We start from the raw sequence: 17,148 nt of genomic DNA, 5'->3' as shown, positions 1-17,148 counted from the left end.
ATTGTCCTGTCGCGCGCCGGCCGGGCTCGCCCGGCCGCCCGCTGTTTGGTTACGCCGCTCTAGTGCGCTATGCCACACTGCACGGCATCGACGTCGGCGCCGCGCATCGGCCGTGCGCCCTCGCCGATCATGACAAGACATGGAGACAGACGATGCGGAATGCGGTCCGACGCGGCCATCGCACGCCTTTGGCATTATTCGACTGGATGGCCGGCCCGCGACGCACGGTCGCGCCGGCGTCAAAAGGCGCCTCTCGTGCACTCGGCTGCGGCGCGCTCGCGCTCGCGCTGCTCTGCGCCGGCTGCGCGGAACCGGCCGCACAGCGTGACGGCAACGCGTCGGCCGCATCGACGAAGATCGAGCGCACCAAGGCCGAACGCCTTGCCCGCGAGCAGCAGATCGCGCGCACGGTGCCGTCGCTCGCGTCGCTCAGCCTCACGCAGCCTCGCCCGTTCACGCTGCGCGACTCGGGCCAGAACGGTGCGATGACGTTCCTGCGCGATGTCGATTTCCGCATCGTCAACAACCTCGGCTTCTTCATCCATCAACTGTCGGCCACGCTCGTGCCGACGCAGGCCGGCGCCCCGATCGTGTTCGACGATCCGACGAGTTTCGAGATCGACGTGCATGAAGGCACGGTCACGCTCGACGACGCGAAGCTCACCGCCCTGTTCAACACCTATATCTTCGGTTACCGCAACGCGCCGCTTCGCAAGCTCGCGGTATCGGCGGGCGACGGCGTGATCCATCTGCAGGGCGAGATGCAGCGCGACGGCTGGGTGCCGTTCTCGCTGACCGGCACGCTCGCGATCCGCGACGGCAGCCAGCTCGTGTTCCACCCGACCGGCGTGCGCGTGTCGGGCATCAACGCGCAGCCGGTCATGCGCGCGGCCAACGTGAAGATGGCCGATCTGCTGAAGGTCGAGACGCCGATCGCACGGCTCGCCGGCGACGATCTCGTGATGTCGGTCGACAAGCTGATGCCGCCGCCGCGGCTGAAGATCAGGATCACCGCGCTGCGCGTGACGCCGGCCGGCCTCGACCTCACGCTCGACGACGGCTCGCACGCCGGCTTCGCGCTGCCCGCGAACGCGCCGCAACAGGCGATGTACATCCGCGGCGGCGACGTGAAGTTCATGCGCTCGATGCCGATGAACGCGGACATCCTGATCGTCCCCGTCGATCAGACCAGGCGTGACCAGAAATTCGTGTTCGACCTGTATCACTATCGCGACCAGGTGTCAGCCGGCTATTTCAACTTCGACGAAAGCGGCGCGATGGCGATCCGCATGCCGTCGTACGCGGGCCCGGCGAGCGGTGCCGCGCTCGGCAACGCGGCCGCTCGCCTGAACGACAGCTTCCTCGCCGCGCAGCAGAGCGCGTTGCACGACTCGCGCCAGCACTGGCAAGCGTTCGCACTTGCGGCCGGCACGCCGCAGCCGGGCATGCAGAAAGTTGCGATGCGACACGCGTCGGCCATCCCGTTCAACGAACGGCATGTGTCGAACCGACATCCGACGATCCACCTGCACAATGTCGACTTCAACCTGTCCGGCGACATCGGCTTCCACGTCGAGGACCTCGACGTCCAGCTCATCGCGAAACGGCCGGGCGAACCGGTCGACCTCGACGATCCGAACCAGTACGACATCCGCATTCTCGGCGGATCGGTCGTCGAATCGTGGAAAGCGATGTCGGCACTCTTCAACAACTACCTGCTCGACTACTCGCCGCGCTCGCTGAACGACCTGCAGTTGAGCGCGGACGGCCAGGACCTGCGCGTCCGGGGCGGAATCAAGCTCTGGAATCACGTGCCCGGCGTGTGGCTGCCGACCGACATGAAGGGCTCGCTTTCGGTGCTCGACGACCGGCATCTCGCATTCCGCCCTTCGCAGGTGTCGGTGCTCGGCATCCCGCAGGCGAAGCTGCTGCGCTCGCTCGGCATCGAGCTCGCGTCGCTGACGCCGCTGCAGCGTCGCGGCGCGGAACTGCGCGGCGACACGCTCGTGCTCGACCAGTACACCGTCTTTCCGCCGCCCGTGCTGAACGGCAAGCTCGGCCAGGCCACGGTCGAACGCGACGGACTGCGCCTCACGTTCCGGCGCGCCGCTGACGCGCCCGCGTTGAAGCGGCCGCAGATCGACGCGCCGAGCTACATGTGGATGGAAGGCGGCGACATGAAGATGTTCAACGTACTGGAACTGAACGTGCGCGCGCTGATCCGGAACTCGGCACAGGCCGGCGCGATGCGCTTCGACCTGTACGACTACCGCAGCCAGGTCGCGCAAGGCTCGGTGCGGATGCTGCCGGACGGCACGCTGGTCGTCGACATGGGCACGCCGAATCCGCTCGCATCGCGCTGACGCGCGCGGCCTCGCATGCACGAAAAAAAAGCCCGGTGGCGCGCGCCAACCGGGCTTCATATCGATCCGAGCGTCGTGCTCAGTCGTGCTTCAGTCCATCGATCACGTCGAGGAGCGCCTGGCGCAGCGCGATCACGTCGACCGTTGCCCCCGCCTTGCCCGATGCACGCGCATCGGCGGGCACGTCGGATTCGACCGGTGCACCGGCAGCGCGCTCGCTGCCCGGCGAATCGAGCCGGTTGCGCGCCCCGTTGATCGTGAATCCCTGTTCGTACAGCAACTCGCGGATCCGCCGGATCAGCAGCACTTCGTGGTGCTGGTAGTACCGGCGATTGCCACGCCGCTTCACCGGCCGCAACTGCGTGAATTCCTGCTCCCAGTAACGCAGCACGTGCGGCTTGACCCCGCATAGTTCGCTGACTTCACCGATCGTGAAGTAGCGCTTCGCGGGAATCGGAGGCAAGACGACTTTCTCAACCGTAGTGGTCATCGTCGGTTAACCGTCGGTAAAGGGTGCGCGGCGGCCGCGCGGAGACGTCGGCGCGCGGGCGTTACTCCGCGCCGTTTTCGACCAGCGCCTTCAGTTTCTGGCTCGCGTGGAAGGTTACCACCCGGCGGGCCGCGATCGGAATCGCCTCACCCGTCTTCGGATTGCGGCCCGGACGCTGCGGCTTGTCGCGCAGCTGGAAATTGCCGAATCCCGACAGCTTGACGCTTTCGCCGTTTTCGAGCGCGTCGCGGATCACTTCGAAAAACGCCTCGACCATGTCCTTCGCTTCACGCTTGTTCAGTCCGACGCTGTCGAACAGCAGCTCGGCCAGCTCCGCTTTCGTCAACGTCGGCGTCTCGGTGGACGCCGGCGCCGACGCGTCGCGGTTCATGGCACTGCGTTGCGCCGTCAGAAGGGCTTCGAATTCACTCGAGGTCATGTCGTTCATATCTGCCATACAGCGCGTTAAACCAAAACTTACGATGGGGAAGCGCCGCCCGCAGGCGGGCGGCCCTTCTCCTTAGCCTCGCAGGCGCGCGCCCGCACGAGCCATCCGCTCGACCAGCGTCTGGATCGCCTGATCGACGACTTCGTCTTGCAGCGTGCCAGCCGCGTCCTGCAGCGTCACGCGGAAGGCAAGGCTCTTCTCGTGCGCGGCAAGGCCACCGGAAGTATTTGATTTTGCACGAAATTCGTCGAAGAGTACAACCTTCTGAACGAATCGGCAGGCGTCTTCGGCGAGCGCCTTCTTCATTTCGTCGAAAAGTGCCTGAACCTCGACCGCCTGGTCGACCACGACCGCGATATCACGCCGCACCGGCGGGAATTTCGACACGTCGGTCGGGGCCGGCAGCGCACGCGCAATCAGCGCATCCGCGTCGATTTCGAACATCACCGGCGCGTGGGGCAGCTCGTACTTCTGCATCAGGCGCGGATGAAGCTCGCCGATCCAGCCGACCGCGCGGCCGTCGACCTCGATGCGTGCGCTGCGGCCCGGATGGAGGGCCGGATGCTCGTCCTTCACGAAGCGCGCGACGGCCGGCGCGAGCAGCGCCTCGAGATCGCCCTTCACGTCGAAGAAATCGACCGCGCGGGTCGCGACACCCCACTGTTCGTCGACCGCCGGGCCATACGCGAGCGCGCCGACGCGCTTCGGCTGCGTGTAGCCTTCGACGGTCAGTTCGCCGGCCTTCACCGACGGATCGGAGAGGAACACGCGGCCCGTCTCGAACACGCGAACGCGATCCGCGCGACGGTTCAGGTTGTGGCGCAGCACCGAAATCAGGCTGCCGAACAGCGTCGTACGCATCACCGACAGCTGGCTCGCGATCGGGTTCAGCAGGCGGATCGGGTTGTCGTTGCCGGCGAAGTCGTGCTCCCACTCAGCATCGACGAAGCTGAAGTTGACCGTTTCGGCGTAGTCGCGTGCCGCGAGCGCGTGACGGATGTCGTGGATCGAACGCTGCGTCTCGTTGGTCGCGCGCATCTCGCTCGTCGCGACCGGCGGGCGCGCCGGGATCTTCTCGAAGCCGTAGATGCGGGCCACTTCCTCGATCAGATCTTCCTCGATCTCGATGTCGAAGCGGTGCGACGGCGGCGTGACCAGGAATGCATCGTCGTCACGCTCGAACGGCAGGCCGAGACGCGTGAAGATGTTCGCGATCTCGTCGGCGTCGATCTTCACGCCGATGATGCGGTTCGCGCGCGACACGCGCATTTTCACCGGCGCGCGCTGCGGCAGGTTCACCGCCTGGTCGTCGACCGGGCCGGCCTTGCCGCCGCAAATGTCGAGAATCAGCTGCGTGATGCGCTCGACGTGCTCGACGGTCGTCGCGTAGTCGACGCCGCGCTCGAAGCGATGGGCCGCATCGGTCGAGAAGTTGTACTTGCGCGCGCGGCCGCGAATGCTGTCCGGCCACCAGAACGCCGCTTCGAGGTAGATGTTGGTCGTGTCGAGCGTGACGGCCGTGCTGTCGCCGCCCATGATGCCCGCGAGGCTTTCGACCTGACGGTCGTCCGCGATCACGCCGACCGTTTCGTCGAGCTCGACCGTGTTGCCGTTCAGCAGCTTCAGCGATTCGCCGCGCTTGCCCCAGCGAACCTCGATGCCGCCGTGGATCTTGTCGAGATCGAACACGTGCGACGGACGGCCGAGTTCGAACATCACGTAGTTCGAGATGTCGACGAGCGCCGACACGCTGCGCTGTCCCGCACGTTCGAGGCGCTCGACCATCCACTGCGGCGTCTTCGCACGTGCGTTCACGCCACGGATCACGCGACCCGAGAAGCGGCCGCACAGGTCGGGAGCAGCGATGCGCACGGGCAGCGTTTCGTCGAGTTCGACACGCACCGGACGAATGTCGACCGGCGTCAGCGGCGCGCCGGTGATTGCGGCCGTCTCGCGCGCGATGCCGAACACCGACAGGCAATCGGCCTTGTTCGGCGTCAGCTTGATTTCGAAGATCGTGTCGTCGAGATTGAGCGTGTCGCGGATGTCCTGGCCGACCGGCGTATCTTCCGGAAGGATCAGCAGGCCGCTGTGATCCTCGGACAGCTTCAGCTCGCGCGCCGAGCACAGCATCCCCTGGCTCTCCACGCCGCGCAGCTTCGACAGCTTGATCGCGAACGGCTTGCCGCCCTCTTCAGCCGGCGGCAGTTCGGCGCCGACCAGCGCGACCGGCACCTTGATGCCGGGCGCCACGTTCGGTGCGCCGCACACGATATTCAGCGTCGCGCCGGTGCCGGCGTCGACCTGGCAGACATTGAGCTTGTCCGCATCCGGATGCTTGACGACTTCGAGCACGCGCCCGACGACGATCTTCGACGTCGGCGGCGCAGCCTTGCTCAGCGATTCGACTTCGAGCCCCGCCATCGTCAGCGCGTGCGACAGTTCGTCGGTCGTCAGCTGCGGGTCGACAAAGGTTCTCAACCAGGATTCAGGGAATTGCATGGATGTCTACGTTCGAAACAGGTTAGATCGGCGCCCGGCCGCCGCCGGAAACGTCCGGCGGCGCATGCGCGGGCACATGTCGGCGCGGCGCGTGCGTTATGCGAACTGGCGCAGGAAACGCAGGTCGTTCTCGAAGAACAGCCGGAGATCCTGCACGCCGTAGCGCAGCATCGTCAGGCGCTCGAGGCCGCTGCCGAACGCAAAGCCGATGTAGCGCTCGGGATCGAGGCCCATGTTGCGGATCACGGTCGGATGCACCTGCCCCGAGCCCGAGATCTCGAGCCATTTGCCGGCGTTCTTGCCGTGCTCGAACATCATGTCGATCTCGGCCGACGGTTCCGTGAACGGGAAATACGACGGACGGAAGCGCACGAGGATGTCGTCGCGCTCGAAGAATTTCTTCAGGAAGTCGGTATAGACGCCCTTGAGGTCGGCGAAACTGATGTTTTCGTCGATCCACAGCCCCTCGACCTGATTGAACATCGGCGAGTGGGTCGCATCGCTGTCGACGCGATACGTGCGGCCCGGTGCAATCACCTTGATCGGCGGGCGGTTCATGCGCGCGTAACGCACCTGCATCGGGCTCGTGTGCGTGCGCAGCAGCAGCTGGCGGCCGTCGGCGTCCTTGCCTTCGACGTAGAAGGTGTCCTGCATCGAACGCGCCGGATGGTTCTCCGGGCTGTTCAGCGACGTGAAGTTGTACCAGTCGGTCTCGATTTCGGGACCGTCGGCCACGTCGAAGCCGATCGAGCGGAAAATCTGTTCGACGCGCTCCCACGTGCGCATCACGGGGTGCAGGCTGCCTGCACCGGCGCCGCGGCCCGGCAGCGTGACGTCGATCGCCTCGGCGGCGAGGCGCTGGTTCAACAGCGCGTCGGCGAGCGCCTGGCGGCGAGCGGTCAGCGCGGCTTCAACCTGCTGCTTCGCGACGTTGATGCGTGCGCCTTCGGTCTTGCGTGCTTCGGGATCGAGCTTGCCGAGGCCCTTGAGCAACTCGGTCAGCGCACCCGACTTGCCGAGAAAGCGTGCCTTCTCGTTTTCGAGCGTGGTGATGTCGGCAGCCTGTTCGAAGGACTGCTGCGCGTCGGCGACAATCTGGTCCAGATCCATAGATCCCATCATTTCCAACGTCATTCGGTCTTGGCGAGCGAATCTGCCCGCCAAACAAAAAAGGGGCTCGGAAGAGCCCCGTTTTCGCTGCAGCGGCCGAAACTACCGGAACATCGCTGCAACTAACCACGCAGTGCTAATTTCGCAATTAGGCTGCAACGGCGGCTTTCACCTGCTTGACGATCGCAGCAAAAGCAGCCTTGTCGAACACCGCCATGTCGGCCAGGACCTTGCGGTCGAGTTCGATCGACGCCTTCTTCAGGCCGTTGATGAACACGCTGTAGGTCATGTCGTGCTGGCGAACTGCCGCGTTGATACGCGTGATCCACAGTGCGCGGAACACACGCTTCTTGTTGCGGCGATCGCGGTACGCGTACTGACCAGCGCGCATCACCGCCTGCTTGGCGATGCGGTAGACGTTATTGCGACGGCCGCGATAACCCTTGGCCAGGTTGATGATCTTCTTGTGGCGGGCCCGTGCGGTTACCCCACGTTTGACTCGAGGCATGTTTCTCTCCTTGGAGTATCAGTTGAGGGGTTACGCGAACGGCAGCATTGCGCGGACGGAGTTCAGATCGGAATCATGAACTGCCGTTGCGCCGCGCAGGTGACGCTTGTTCTTCGTGGTTTTCTTGGTCAGGATGTGACGCTTGAAGGCTTGACCGCGCTTGACGGTACCGCCCGGACGCACCACGAAGCGCTTTGCAGCACTCTTCTTGGTCTTCATCTTAGGCATGACGAACAACTCCAGTTTATTTGATGGCGATGGGTGTGCGGTTGGCTTGCGCCCTTGACCCGCCCTTCGAAACCCAGTCCACTTGTGTACGGCGAACCGCTTGCGCAGCCGCCGTCATTGTTGGCGCGCCGCCCTGACCGGGCGACGCGCCGAACCACTTTCGAACCTGCGCGGCTTGCGCGCGGGCCCGTTACTTCTTTTTCTTCGGCGAGAGCACCATGATCATCTGGCGCCCTTCCATCTTCGGCATCTGCTCGACCTGGCCGACTTCCTCGAGATCCGTGCGCAGACGCTCGAGCATCCGCATGCCGATCTCCTGGTGAGCCATTTCGCGGCCGCGGAAACGCAACGTGATCTTCGTCTTGTCGCCCTCTTCGAGGAAGCGTACGAGATTGCGAAGCTTGACGTTGTAGTCACCGTCATCGGTACCCGGGCGGAATTTGACTTCCTTCACCTGGATGACCTTCTGCTTCAGCTTCGCCTCGTGCTGCTTCTTGGACTCCTGATACTTGAACTTGCCGTAGTCCATCAGACGGCAGACCGGCGGAACCGCTTGCGGCGCGATTTCCACCAGGTCAACATCCAGCTCTTCCGATTTACGGAAAGCATCAGCGAGTTTTACGATACCGAGCGGTTCGTTCTCGATCCCGACCAGACGCACTTCCGGCGCAGTGATTTCACCGTTGATGCGATGCGACGACTTATCAGTAGCGATGTTACGTTTCCTCTAAAAATTAAAAAAACGAGCCGCGCTGCCAGGGCGGTTACTTGAACGAGCGCAGGTCTTCCTGCAGACGCTCAACGAAGGCTTCGATCGGCATAACGCCAAGATCGACGCCGCCACGGGCACGCACGGCTACCGTTTGCGCATCACGCTCCTTATCGCCCACGACGAGGAGATAAGGCACCTTTTCCAGCGTGTGCTCGCGTATTTTATAGCTAATCTTCTCGTTGCGCAAATCGGCCGCCACTCTAACCCCTTGTTTTTGCAACGTTTGGGCCAGAGATTGTGCATATTCCGCCTGACTTTCGGCGATATTGAGCACAATTGCCTGGAACGGCGCGAGCCAGACAGGCATCGCACCAGCATGGTGCTCGATCAGAATGCCGAGGAAGCGCTCCATCGAACCGACAATTGCACGGTGCAGCATCACCGGCCGGCGGCGGCTGTTGTCTTCCGCGACGTATTCGGCGCCGAGACGCTCCGGCAGCACCATGTCGAGCTGGAGCGTGCCGCACTGCCACGAGCGGCCAAGCGCGTCCTTGATGTGGTATTCGATCTTCGGGCCGTAGAACGCGCCCTCGCCCGGCAACTCTTCCCACGACAGGCCGCACGCCGTCAGCGCATCGCGCAGGCCTTGCTCCGCGCGATCCCACGTTTCGTCGGTGCCCGCCCGCTGTTCGGGGCGCAGCGACAGCTTGATGTCGATGTGCTCGAACCCGAAATCCTTGTACACGCTCATCGCCAGCGTGTTGAATGCGATCGACTCGGCAATGAACTGCTCTTCCGTACAGAAGATGTGCGCGTCGTCCTGCACGAAGCCGCGCACGCGCATCAGGCCATGCAGCGCGCCCGATGCCTCGTTGCGATGGCACGAACCGAATTCCGCGTAACGCAGCGGCAGGTCGCGGTACGAGCGCAGGCCGTGCTTGAACACCTGAACGTGACCCGGGCAGTTCATCGGCTTGATCGCGTAGTCGCGCTTCTCCGACTCCGTCGTGAACATGTTCTCGCGGTAGTTCTGCCAATGGCCCGACGCCTCCCACAGCGAGCGGTCCATGATCATCGGCGTCTTGATCTCGAGGTAGCCGGCTTCGTTCACGCGGCGGCGCATGTACTGCTCGACCTGCTGCCACAGCGCCCAGCCCTTCGGATGCCAGAACACCATGCCCGGCGACTCTTCCTGCATGTGGAACAGGTCGAGCTGCTTGCCGAGCTTGCGGTGGTCACGCTTTTCCGCTTCCTCGAGCATGTGCAGGTATTGATCCTGGTCTTCCTTCTTCGTCCAGGCCGTGCCGTAGATGCGCTGCAGTTGCTCGTTCTTCGAGTCGCCGCGCCAGTACGCGCCCGCGACCTTCATCAGCTTGAAGACCTTCAGCTTGCCGGTCGACGGCACGTGCGGGCCACGGCAGAGGTCCGTGAAGCCGCCGTGCGAGTACAGCTTGATTTCGTCGCCTTGCGGAATCGATTCGATGATCTCGGCCTTGTACTTCTCGCCGAGGCTGCGGAAATAGCCGGCCGCCTCGTCGCGCGACACGACGCGGCGCGTCACCGGCTCGTCCTTTTTCGCGAGTTCCTGCATGCGCTTTTCGATCTTTTCCAGATCTTCGGGCGTAAACGGGCGGTTATACGAGAAATCGTAATAGAAGCCGTTGTCGATCACCGGGCCGATCGTCACTTGCGCATCCGGATACAGGTCCTTCACCGCGTAGGCAAGCAAGTGCGCGGTCGAGTGACGGATGATGTCGAGACCGTCGGCATCCTTGTCCGTGACGATCGCAAGCGATGCGTCGCGATCGATGACCGTGGACGTATCGACGAGCTCCCCATCGAGCTTGCCGCCAAGCGCAGCCTTCGCGAGGCCGGGACCGATCGAGGCCGCGACCTCGGCAACTGTCACCGGATGCTCGTATTGTCGAACTGAGCCGTCAGGCAAGCGTATCGAAACCATAGCAATCTCCGTGATGCCGACAGTGGGCGGCAAACCAAGCACGCGATATCAAGTCACGCGCGAAAATTTCGCGACAAAAAAAATGCGGCCCCGCTTTCGAGGGGCCGCATTCGATACTTCACTCAAACTGAAAGGGCGAAAACGTTCCTCGACTAGCGTCGCTCCGAAAAGGTTTCGGTCAACGTTCGCGGTGTCATAACCGTATTCGCCTTGTTCGCGTTGAGTTATTTACTGCATCGAACACCCGGGAACCGGGCATTCTCAATTCGTTGGTAGGCTCGATTGGACTCGAACCAACGACCCCCACCATGTCAAGGTGGTGCTCTAACCAGCTGAGCTACGAGCCTAAAGAAGCTAAGATTATATGGAGCTATCGCTCACTTGGCAAGTGTTTTATGCATCCGCAGCAAAAGGACCGCGTTTCAACCCCGTTTTCGACAACGTCATGCCTTGCGAGCCGCCCGCACCACGCCCGGCACTTCGCCGAGCAGCGTGCACGCACGCTGCACCTGTGCGGAATTCGACACCTCGACCGTGAACTGCATGAACGCCGTATTCCGGCGGCTTTGCGTCTTCACGCCCACCACGTTCATCTTCTCGCGGGCGAACACTTCGGAGATGTCGCGCAGCAAGCCTTGCCGGTCGCTCGCCTCGATCATCAGGTCGACCGGATAGACCGACACGCCACGGCCGCCCAGCACGTCGGCCGACCAGGTCGTCTGCAGCACGCGCTCGGGGGCCCGTTCGGCCATTCGCCGGAACGTCGGGCAGTCGCTGCGGTGAATCGACATGCCCTTGCCGCGCGTCACGAAACCGCTGATCGGATCGGGCGGCGCCGGGCGGCAGCAGCGCGCAAGCTGAGTCAGCAGCGCATCGACCCCGACCACCAGCACGCCGGCCGACGCGCCATGCGCGACACTCGCCCCGCTGCTGCGCTTCTCGAAATCGGCAGGCGCCTCGGGCGCATGCTCGGGCGGCGGCGCATCGGACAACGCATGTTCGACGTTGCGCAGGCTGAATTCTTCCTTGCCGACGACCGAGAACAGCTCCTCGGGCGACTTGAAGCCGAGCTTGGCGGCGAGGTTGTCGAGGTTGACCGACGTCTTGCCTTCGCGCTGCAGCGTCTTTTCGACGAGCGCGCGACCGTGCGCGATGTTCTCTTCCTGCTCGATCGAATTGAACCACGCGCGCACCTTCTGCCGCGCGCGCGGACTCTTCAGGTAACCGAGTTGCAGGTTCAGCCAGTCGCGTGACGGCCCGCCCTCCTTCACCGCGACGATCTCGACCGTCTGGCCGTTCGCGAGCGCCGTGTTCAGCGGCACCATCACGCCGTCGACACGCGCGCCGCGGCAGCGATGGCCGAGCTCGCTGTGCAGGTGGTAGGCGAAATCGACCGGCGTCGCGCCCTGCGGCAACGCGATCACGCGCGCCTGCGGCGTCAGCACGTAGATGTGATCGTCGTCGAGCGACGTCTCGCGCAATTGGGCCCACGCCTGGTCACCAGATATTTCCGTGCCGTCCTCGACGTCGTCCTTCCATGCGAGCAGCTGGCGCAGCCATGCGATCTTCTCGTCGTACTTGTCGCTCGCCGAGAACTGGCCGCCGTAGCCGCGCGTGCCCGCTTCCTTGTAGCGCCAGTGCGCGGCGACACCGTACTCCGCGAAGCGGTGCATTTCCTGCGTGCGGATCTGCACTTCGAACGCACGGCCGTCGTCGCCGATCACGACCGTATGCAGCGACTTGTAGCCGTTCGGCTTCGGACGCGAGATGTAATCGTCGAATTCCTTCGGCACCGGCTGCCACAGGTGATGCACGATGCCGAGCACCGCGTAGCAATCCTTGATGTCCGGCACGATCACGCGAAACGCGCGCACGTCGTATAGCTCGGAGAAGTCGAGCTCCTTGCCGCGCATCTTGCGCCAGATGCTGTAGATGTGCTTCGGCCGCCCGCTCACGTCGGCCGGGATCTGCGCTTCCGCCAGCTCGCGCTGCAGCCGCTCGATCGCCTGCGCGACGTACGCCTCGCGTTCGATGCGCTTTTCGTCGAGCAGCTTCGCGATGCGCTTGTAGGTGACCGGATCCTCGAAGCGGAACGCGAGATCCTCGAGCTCCCACTTCAGTTGCCAGATGCCGAGGCGGTTCGCGAGCGGCGCATAGATCTCCAGCGTCTCGCGCGCGACGTCGGGCGGCGGGTCGAGCTTCGCCGCCGCGTAGTAGCGCAGCGACTGCAACCGCGACGCCAGCCGGATCAGCACGACGCGGATGTCCTGCGCGAACGCGAGCAGCATCTTGCGCAGCGCCTCGATCTGCGTGCGCCGCTCTTGCGCGGCGTCGCGCCCGGCCTCGGGCATTGCGTTCTGCGCCGCGCGCAGGCTGACGGTGCCGAGCCGCAGCAGCTTGCGCACGTCGGACACGAGCCGCGCGACCTCGTCGCCGAAACGTTCGGTCAGCTCGCGCTCCGGATCGTTCAGGTGCGGCGTGAGCACGAACAGCGCGGCCGCCTGCATCGCGTGCGGGTCGACGTTCAGCGTGCGCATGATCGACGCCGTACCCGCCGAGTGATCGGCGAGCAGCTCGCCCGACGCCAGGCGCGCGTCACCGGCACGCTCGCGCACGAACGCGAGCACGTCGTCGAATGACGGTGCTGCGACGGAAGAAGCGGAAACGGATTCGGTCATCGCGCGGCCTGGCGTATCGCGGTCATCGGAATGCTTCGCTCAGCTCCGTTGCGCGGCGACGACGACGATCTCGACGAGCAGCGCCGGATCCGCGAGCTTCGCCTCGACGGTCGCGCGCGGCGGCGTGTTGCCCTGCGCGCCCCATGCGTCCCACTCCGCGTTCATGCCGTCGAAGTTCGCGAGATCCGAAATGTAGATCTGCACCGACAGCAGATGCGCCTTGTCGCTGTTCGCTTCGGCGAGCAGGCGGTCGATGTGGCCGAGCACTTCGCGCGTCTGGCCGCGGATGTCCTGCGTGGTGTCTTCGGCGATCTGGCCGGCCAGATACACGGTACCGTTGTGGATCGCGGTTTCGGAGAGACGGGCACCGACGTGGTGACGAATGACTGCCATGGAATGTTCCGGTCGTGTGAGTGGGTGAAGAATCGGCAACGACGCGGCCCGCGTGCCGCCGAACCGCATATTATGACGCGTTTATGCGCTTCCCTCGACGAAAAACCGGCGGGCGAGCGCAATCTGGTCGGCGCTGGTGAACGCCGGCGCGTGGCCCGCGCCCTGGATCTCGGCTTGCGTCACGTGGCGGCCGCGACGCACCATCTCCGCCACCGTGTCGCGCGACAGCAGGTCGGAACGCTCGCCGCGCACCACGAGCAGCGACGCATCGGTGGTCTCGATCGCGCGCCACAGCGCGGCTTCGCCGAGCGCGGCGAGCTCGGGCGTGGTCGCCTTGAACGGCTCCGCGATGCGCGGATCGTAGCGCATCGTCCAGCCGCCGTCGGGCAGCTCGCGCAGCAGCGGCCCATTGATCTCGCGCCACTCGTCGTCGGTCAACGCGCCAAACGGCAGCGACAGCGACGTCAGATAGTCGATGCCCTCCTGTTCGGTCGCGAACCGCGGCTGCACGCCGAGGTATTCGCCGATACGCGTCAGCGAATCGGGCTCGATGCGCGGGCCGACGTCGTTGACGAGCATCCGGCGCAGCGGCGAACCGGGCAACCCCGCGAACGCCATGCCGATCAACCCGCCCATCGACGTGCCGAACCAGTCGACCGACTCGACGTCAAGCCGCGCGATCAGCGTCACCATGTCGGCCACATATTGCGGAATCGCATAAAGCCGGGCATCGGCGAGCCAGTCGGATCGCCCGCGCCCGACGACGTCGGGGCAGACGACGCGATACGTGTCGGACAACGCGGCGGCAAGCCGGTCGAAGTCGCGCCCCGAACGGGTCAGCCCGTGCACGCAGACCAGCACACGCGGATTGGCGGGGTCGCCCCATTCGGTATAGGCGACGTGGTGAAGGCCGGCAGCGCTCGCACACTGCACGCGTCGCTGACGGGGAACCGGAGGATTCGCTGAGGTGGTCGGCATCGTTGGCATCCTGTCGAACATGGGCGGTGCGGCGGACAACGCTCGCGCCGCCTGATGCAATCGATTGTAAACCGCTTCGCAACGACGAGACTTCACGTGGCCGCGGTCACCCGGCGCGTCGTTCGCAACGGTTCATGCACTGCCGCGCCACGTGTCGCGCAACTGGTCGCGCAGGTAATCGACGAATGTCCTCACGCGCAGCGGCACATGGCGGCCGCCGGGATACACGGCATGGAGCGGTGCCGCAGGCGCCGCGAATGTCGGCAAGACCCGGACGAGCCGGCCTGCCTGCAGATCGGCGCCGACGTCCCAGATCGACTTCAGCGCAATGCCGGCGCCCTCCAATGCCAACGTCCGCGCCGCACCACCGTCGTTCGTCAGCAGCGCGGCCGTCACTTCGACCGTCACTGCACCCTGCGCGCCGTCGAACCGCCACTCCGTACGCGGCTGGTCGCCCATCACGATGCATCGATGCGCACGAAGCTCGGCCGGATGAGTCGGCTGCCCGTGCACGGCGAGATAGCCCGACGACGCGCAAAGCACGCGATGATTCGGCGCCAGTTCGCGCGCGATCATCGTCGAATCGGCAAGGCTGCCGATCCGCACGGCGACGTCGATGTCGTGCGCGAGCAGATCGACGATCGTGTCGGTCAGCATCAGGTGCACGGTCAACTCCGGATGGCGCCGTTGAAACGCCGCGACGAGCGGCGCGATCCGCAGTCGACCGAGCTCGCCGGGCGCCGTCACGCGCAGCACGCCGCCGACCGTGCCGCGACGATCGCTCATCAGCGTTTCAGCGCGATCGATCTCGGACAGGATGCGCAGCACTTGCGCATGGAACTGCGCACCGTCGTCGGTCAGCGTCTGCTGCCGTGTCGTCCGATGCAGCAGGCGCACGCCGAGGCGCGACTCGAGATGCGCGAGCCGCTTGCTCACGACGGACAGCGACAAATCGAGTTCGCGCGCCGCCGCGGACAGGCTGCCGGCCGACACGATTCTCGCGAAGGTCTCGAGCGCCGGGAGATCGTCGATCAGCATCGCGACACCTCTCCCGCGTCGATCTTTCCTTTTTTCGAATAATCCATTCGCCTTTTCCCCGTATTTACGCGCGAAACGGAAACCTACCATACCTGTACCGCGTCGCCCACGACGCCCTCCACAGGACAACCGAAACCATGTCGATCCCCTTTGCTTCTGTCGCGCGCCCGATCGCCCGCGTCATCGCCGCGGCGGCCTGCGTCGCTACGCTGTCGCCTGGTGCGTCCCGCGCCGCCGACCTTCTCGATCCGCACAAGCTGACCGTCGCGGCCGACGTGCCGGCCACGCAGGCACGTGCGCAAATCCTCGCTGCGCGTCGCTACGGCACGTTCTGGGATACCGGCGATGCGACCCTCGCGCGCACCGCGCTCGCGGCCGATTTCCTCGACCGGACGTTGCCGGCCGGCCGTGAGCAAGGTGTAGCGGGACCGCTTGCGGCGTCCAGAACGATGCGTGCGGCCATCCCCGACCTGCATTGCGACATCGAGCAGATGATCGTGGCGGGCGACCGTGTCGTCGTGCACCTGCACTTTCGCGGACATTTCACCGGCACGTTCAACGGAACGACCGGTAGCGGACAGGCGGTCGACTTCATCGCGACCGACATCTACCGGATCGACCACGGCCGGATAGCGGAAAACTGGCATATCGAGGACAACCTGACGCTGATGCGTCAGCTCGGGCTCGTCGGCTGACGGAGGACGCGATGACTCACCGCAATCACGGTTCAGCAACGCCGCCGGCCCGCCGCACGTTTCTTGCACAAGCGGGCGCGGGATTGGCAGCCGGCATCGCGATGACCGCGGGCGCCGCCGGGCCGGCAATGGCCGCCCCGGTACCGGGCCTCGCGTCGACGGGTGCCGGAGGACACTGGCCGGGCGACACGCGCCTCGTCATCTCGATCTCGATGCAGTTCGAGGCCGGCGGACAACCGCCCAAGGGCGCGGACAGTCCGTTCCCGTCGGTCGAATTTCCGTCGTCGGTGCCGGTCGACCTGGCCTCGGCCACGTGGTTCGCCTATGGCTACCGGGAAGGGATCCCGCGTCTTCTCGATCTGTGGGATCGGCATGGCGTGAAAGTCACGTCGCACATGATTGGCGAGGCGGCACGCCGGCATCCGGAACTCGCACGCGAGATCGTGTCGCGCGGCCACGAAGCGGCCGCGCACGGCCCGACCTGGCGGTCGCAATTCGCGATGAGCCGCGACGACGAGCGCCGCTTCCTCACCGAAGCCCGCGACATGGTCGAAGCAGCGACGGGGCAACGCCCGATCGGCTACAACTGCAATTGGCTGCGGCGCGGACCGCACACGCTGCCGTTGCTGCAGGAACTCGGCTACGTGTATCACATCGACGATGTGAGCCGCGACGAGCCGTTCATCGAAACGGTCGACGGCCGCGACTTCGCGGTCGTTCCGTACACGTTGCGCAACAACGACATCCTGCTGATCGAAGGCCGCAACTATTCGCCCACGATGTTCGTCGAGCAGATCAAGCTCGATTTCGATCAGTTGTACGCGGAAGCCGGGCAGCGGCGGCGATTGATGTCGATCAGCGCGCACGACCGGATCAGCGGCACGCCGCAGATGGTTCGCGCGTGGGATGCGTTCCTGCACTACGCTCGATCGCATCCGGGCGTTGTCTTCATGCGCAAGGACGAGATTGCACGCTTCGCCCTGCAAAGCCCGTCGACGTTGCGCGAAGCCGAAACGATCTGACCGGATTGCGATCCCTCACCTCG

Annotated in this window: 15 protein-coding genes and 1 tRNA gene; 3 read left to right on the top strand and 13 right to left on the bottom strand. The window is 64.8% G+C overall.

From position 1 onward, the window contains the following. Positions 1-152: 152 nt before the first annotated feature. A complete protein-coding gene (locus tag WS51_RS17680; protein ID WP_060023524.1) occupies positions 153-2,363 on the top strand; it encodes a hypothetical protein in 2,211 nt (736 codons plus the stop codon). Between the two features lie 79 nt (positions 2,364-2,442). On the opposite strand, the gene WS51_RS17675 is transcribed toward WS51_RS17680, so the two are convergent. From WS51_RS17675 to WS51_RS17615, 13 genes are all read right to left on the bottom strand, one after another. Beyond that, positions 2,443-2,853: a MerR family transcriptional regulator gene (locus WS51_RS17675; protein WP_059501809.1), complete on the bottom strand. Its 411-nt coding sequence runs from the start codon at positions 2,851-2,853 to the stop codon at positions 2,443-2,445. A gap of 61 nt (positions 2,854-2,914) precedes the next feature. Then, complete coding sequence (locus WS51_RS17670) at positions 2,915-3,301, bottom strand: integration host factor subunit alpha (protein ID WP_006486093.1); 387 nt, start codon at positions 3,299-3,301, stop codon at positions 2,915-2,917. A 72-nt stretch (positions 3,302-3,373) separates the two neighbouring features. After that, on the bottom strand, positions 3,374-5,803 hold the full coding sequence (gene pheT / locus WS51_RS17665) for a phenylalanine--tRNA ligase subunit beta (protein ID WP_069229534.1): 2,430 nt from the start codon (positions 5,801-5,803) through the stop codon (positions 3,374-3,376). Positions 5,804-5,899: 96 nt separating this feature from the next. Then, on the bottom strand, positions 5,900-6,913 hold the full coding sequence (gene pheS / locus WS51_RS17660) for a phenylalanine--tRNA ligase subunit alpha (protein ID WP_006753318.1): 1,014 nt from the start codon (positions 6,911-6,913) through the stop codon (positions 5,900-5,902). 148 nt (positions 6,914-7,061) lie between these two features. Beyond that, positions 7,062-7,421 carry a 50S ribosomal protein L20 gene (gene rplT, locus WS51_RS17655; protein WP_004192938.1) on the bottom strand — a complete coding sequence of 120 codons (360 nt, stop codon included), beginning with the start codon at positions 7,419-7,421 and terminating at the stop codon, positions 7,062-7,064. 30 nt (positions 7,422-7,451) lie between these two features. After that, the gene (gene rpmI / locus WS51_RS17650) at positions 7,452-7,649 is read right to left on the bottom strand and encodes a 50S ribosomal protein L35 (protein WP_004191477.1); all 198 of its coding nucleotides are present in this window, start codon (positions 7,647-7,649) and stop codon (positions 7,452-7,454) included. A 190-nt stretch (positions 7,650-7,839) separates the two neighbouring features. Beyond that, positions 7,840-8,364 carry a translation initiation factor IF-3 gene (gene infC, locus WS51_RS17645; protein WP_071734130.1) on the bottom strand — a complete coding sequence of 175 codons (525 nt, stop codon included), beginning with the start codon at positions 8,362-8,364 and terminating at the stop codon, positions 7,840-7,842. Positions 8,365-8,413: 49 nt separating this feature from the next. Then, positions 8,414-10,321 carry a threonine--tRNA ligase gene (thrS, locus tag WS51_RS17640; protein ID WP_059447339.1) on the bottom strand — a complete coding sequence of 636 codons (1,908 nt, stop codon included), beginning with the start codon at positions 10,319-10,321 and terminating at the stop codon, positions 8,414-8,416. A gap of 270 nt (positions 10,322-10,591) precedes the next feature. After that, positions 10,592-10,668, bottom strand: a tRNA-Val gene (locus WS51_RS17635). Positions 10,669-10,764: 96 nt separating this feature from the next. Further along, positions 10,765-12,999 carry a RelA/SpoT family protein gene (locus WS51_RS17630; protein WP_059447340.1) on the bottom strand — a complete coding sequence of 745 codons (2,235 nt, stop codon included), beginning with the start codon at positions 12,997-12,999 and terminating at the stop codon, positions 10,765-10,767. Between the two features lie 39 nt (positions 13,000-13,038). Further along, positions 13,039-13,392 (bottom strand): RidA family protein, encoded by a 354-nt coding sequence (locus tag WS51_RS17625; RefSeq protein ID WP_069229533.1) that lies wholly within the window; start codon positions 13,390-13,392, stop codon positions 13,039-13,041. Positions 13,393-13,473: 81 nt separating this feature from the next. Further along, complete coding sequence (locus WS51_RS17620; protein ID WP_059790800.1) at positions 13,474-14,370, bottom strand: alpha/beta fold hydrolase; 897 nt, start codon at positions 14,368-14,370, stop codon at positions 13,474-13,476. Between the two features lie 132 nt (positions 14,371-14,502). Continuing rightward, positions 14,503-15,408: a LysR family transcriptional regulator gene (locus WS51_RS17615; protein WP_069229532.1), complete on the bottom strand. Its 906-nt coding sequence runs from the start codon at positions 15,406-15,408 to the stop codon at positions 14,503-14,505. Between the two features lie 137 nt (positions 15,409-15,545). Between WS51_RS17615 and WS51_RS17610 the strand changes: the two genes are divergently transcribed. Both WS51_RS17610 and WS51_RS17605 read left to right on the top strand, forming a co-directional pair. Beyond that, positions 15,546-16,103, top strand: a complete 558-nt coding sequence (locus tag WS51_RS17610) for an ester cyclase (RefSeq protein WP_060127819.1) — start codon at positions 15,546-15,548, stop codon at positions 16,101-16,103. Positions 16,104-16,114: 11 nt separating this feature from the next. Next, on the top strand, positions 16,115-17,125 hold the full coding sequence (locus WS51_RS17605; protein ID WP_059790769.1) for a polysaccharide deacetylase family protein: 1,011 nt from the start codon (positions 16,115-16,117) through the stop codon (positions 17,123-17,125). Positions 17,126-17,148 lie beyond the last annotated feature (23 nt).

The organism is Burkholderia territorii, assembly GCF_001718335.1.
Lineage (GTDB): Bacteria > Pseudomonadota > Gammaproteobacteria > Burkholderiales > Burkholderiaceae > Burkholderia > Burkholderia territorii.
Note: the sequence above shows the minus strand (reverse complement) of the source record. Positions and strands in the feature narration are given on the sequence as shown.

Excerpts from the sequence above, each read along its gene's own strand:
- WS51_RS17680 (WP_060023524.1), top strand. The coding sequence starts at position 153 with ATGCGGAATGCGGTCCGACGCGGCCATCGCACGCCTTTGGCATTATTC.
- WS51_RS17675 (WP_059501809.1), bottom strand. The coding sequence starts at position 2,853 with ATGACCACTACGGTTGAGAAAGTCGTCTTGCCTCCGATTCCCGCGAAG.
- WS51_RS17670 (WP_006486093.1), bottom strand. The coding sequence starts at position 3,301 with ATGAACGACATGACCTCGAGTGAATTCGAAGCCCTTCTGACGGCGCAA.
- pheT (WP_069229534.1), bottom strand. The coding sequence starts at position 5,803 with ATGCAATTCCCTGAATCCTGGTTGAGAACCTTTGTCGACCCGCAGCTG.
- pheS (WP_006753318.1), bottom strand. The coding sequence starts at position 6,913 with ATGGATCTGGACCAGATTGTCGCCGACGCGCAGCAGTCCTTCGAACAG.
- rplT (WP_004192938.1), bottom strand. The coding sequence starts at position 7,421 with ATGCCTCGAGTCAAACGTGGGGTAACCGCACGGGCCCGCCACAAGAAG.
- rpmI (WP_004191477.1), bottom strand. The coding sequence starts at position 7,649 with ATGCCTAAGATGAAGACCAAGAAGAGTGCTGCAAAGCGCTTCGTGGTG.
- thrS (WP_059447339.1), bottom strand. The coding sequence starts at position 10,321 with ATGGTTTCGATACGCTTGCCTGACGGCTCAGTTCGACAATACGAGCAT.
- WS51_RS17630 (WP_059447340.1), bottom strand. The coding sequence starts at position 12,999 with ATGACCGAATCCGTTTCCGCTTCTTCCGTCGCAGCACCGTCATTCGAC.
- WS51_RS17625 (WP_069229533.1), bottom strand. The coding sequence starts at position 13,392 with ATGGCAGTCATTCGTCACCACGTCGGTGCCCGTCTCTCCGAAACCGCG.
- WS51_RS17620 (WP_059790800.1), bottom strand. The coding sequence starts at position 14,370 with ATGCCGACCACCTCAGCGAATCCTCCGGTTCCCCGTCAGCGACGCGTG.
- WS51_RS17615 (WP_069229532.1), bottom strand. The coding sequence starts at position 15,408 with ATGCTGATCGACGATCTCCCGGCGCTCGAGACCTTCGCGAGAATCGTG.
- WS51_RS17610 (WP_060127819.1), top strand. The coding sequence starts at position 15,546 with ATGTCGATCCCCTTTGCTTCTGTCGCGCGCCCGATCGCCCGCGTCATC.
- WS51_RS17605 (WP_059790769.1), top strand. The coding sequence starts at position 16,115 with ATGACTCACCGCAATCACGGTTCAGCAACGCCGCCGGCCCGCCGCACG.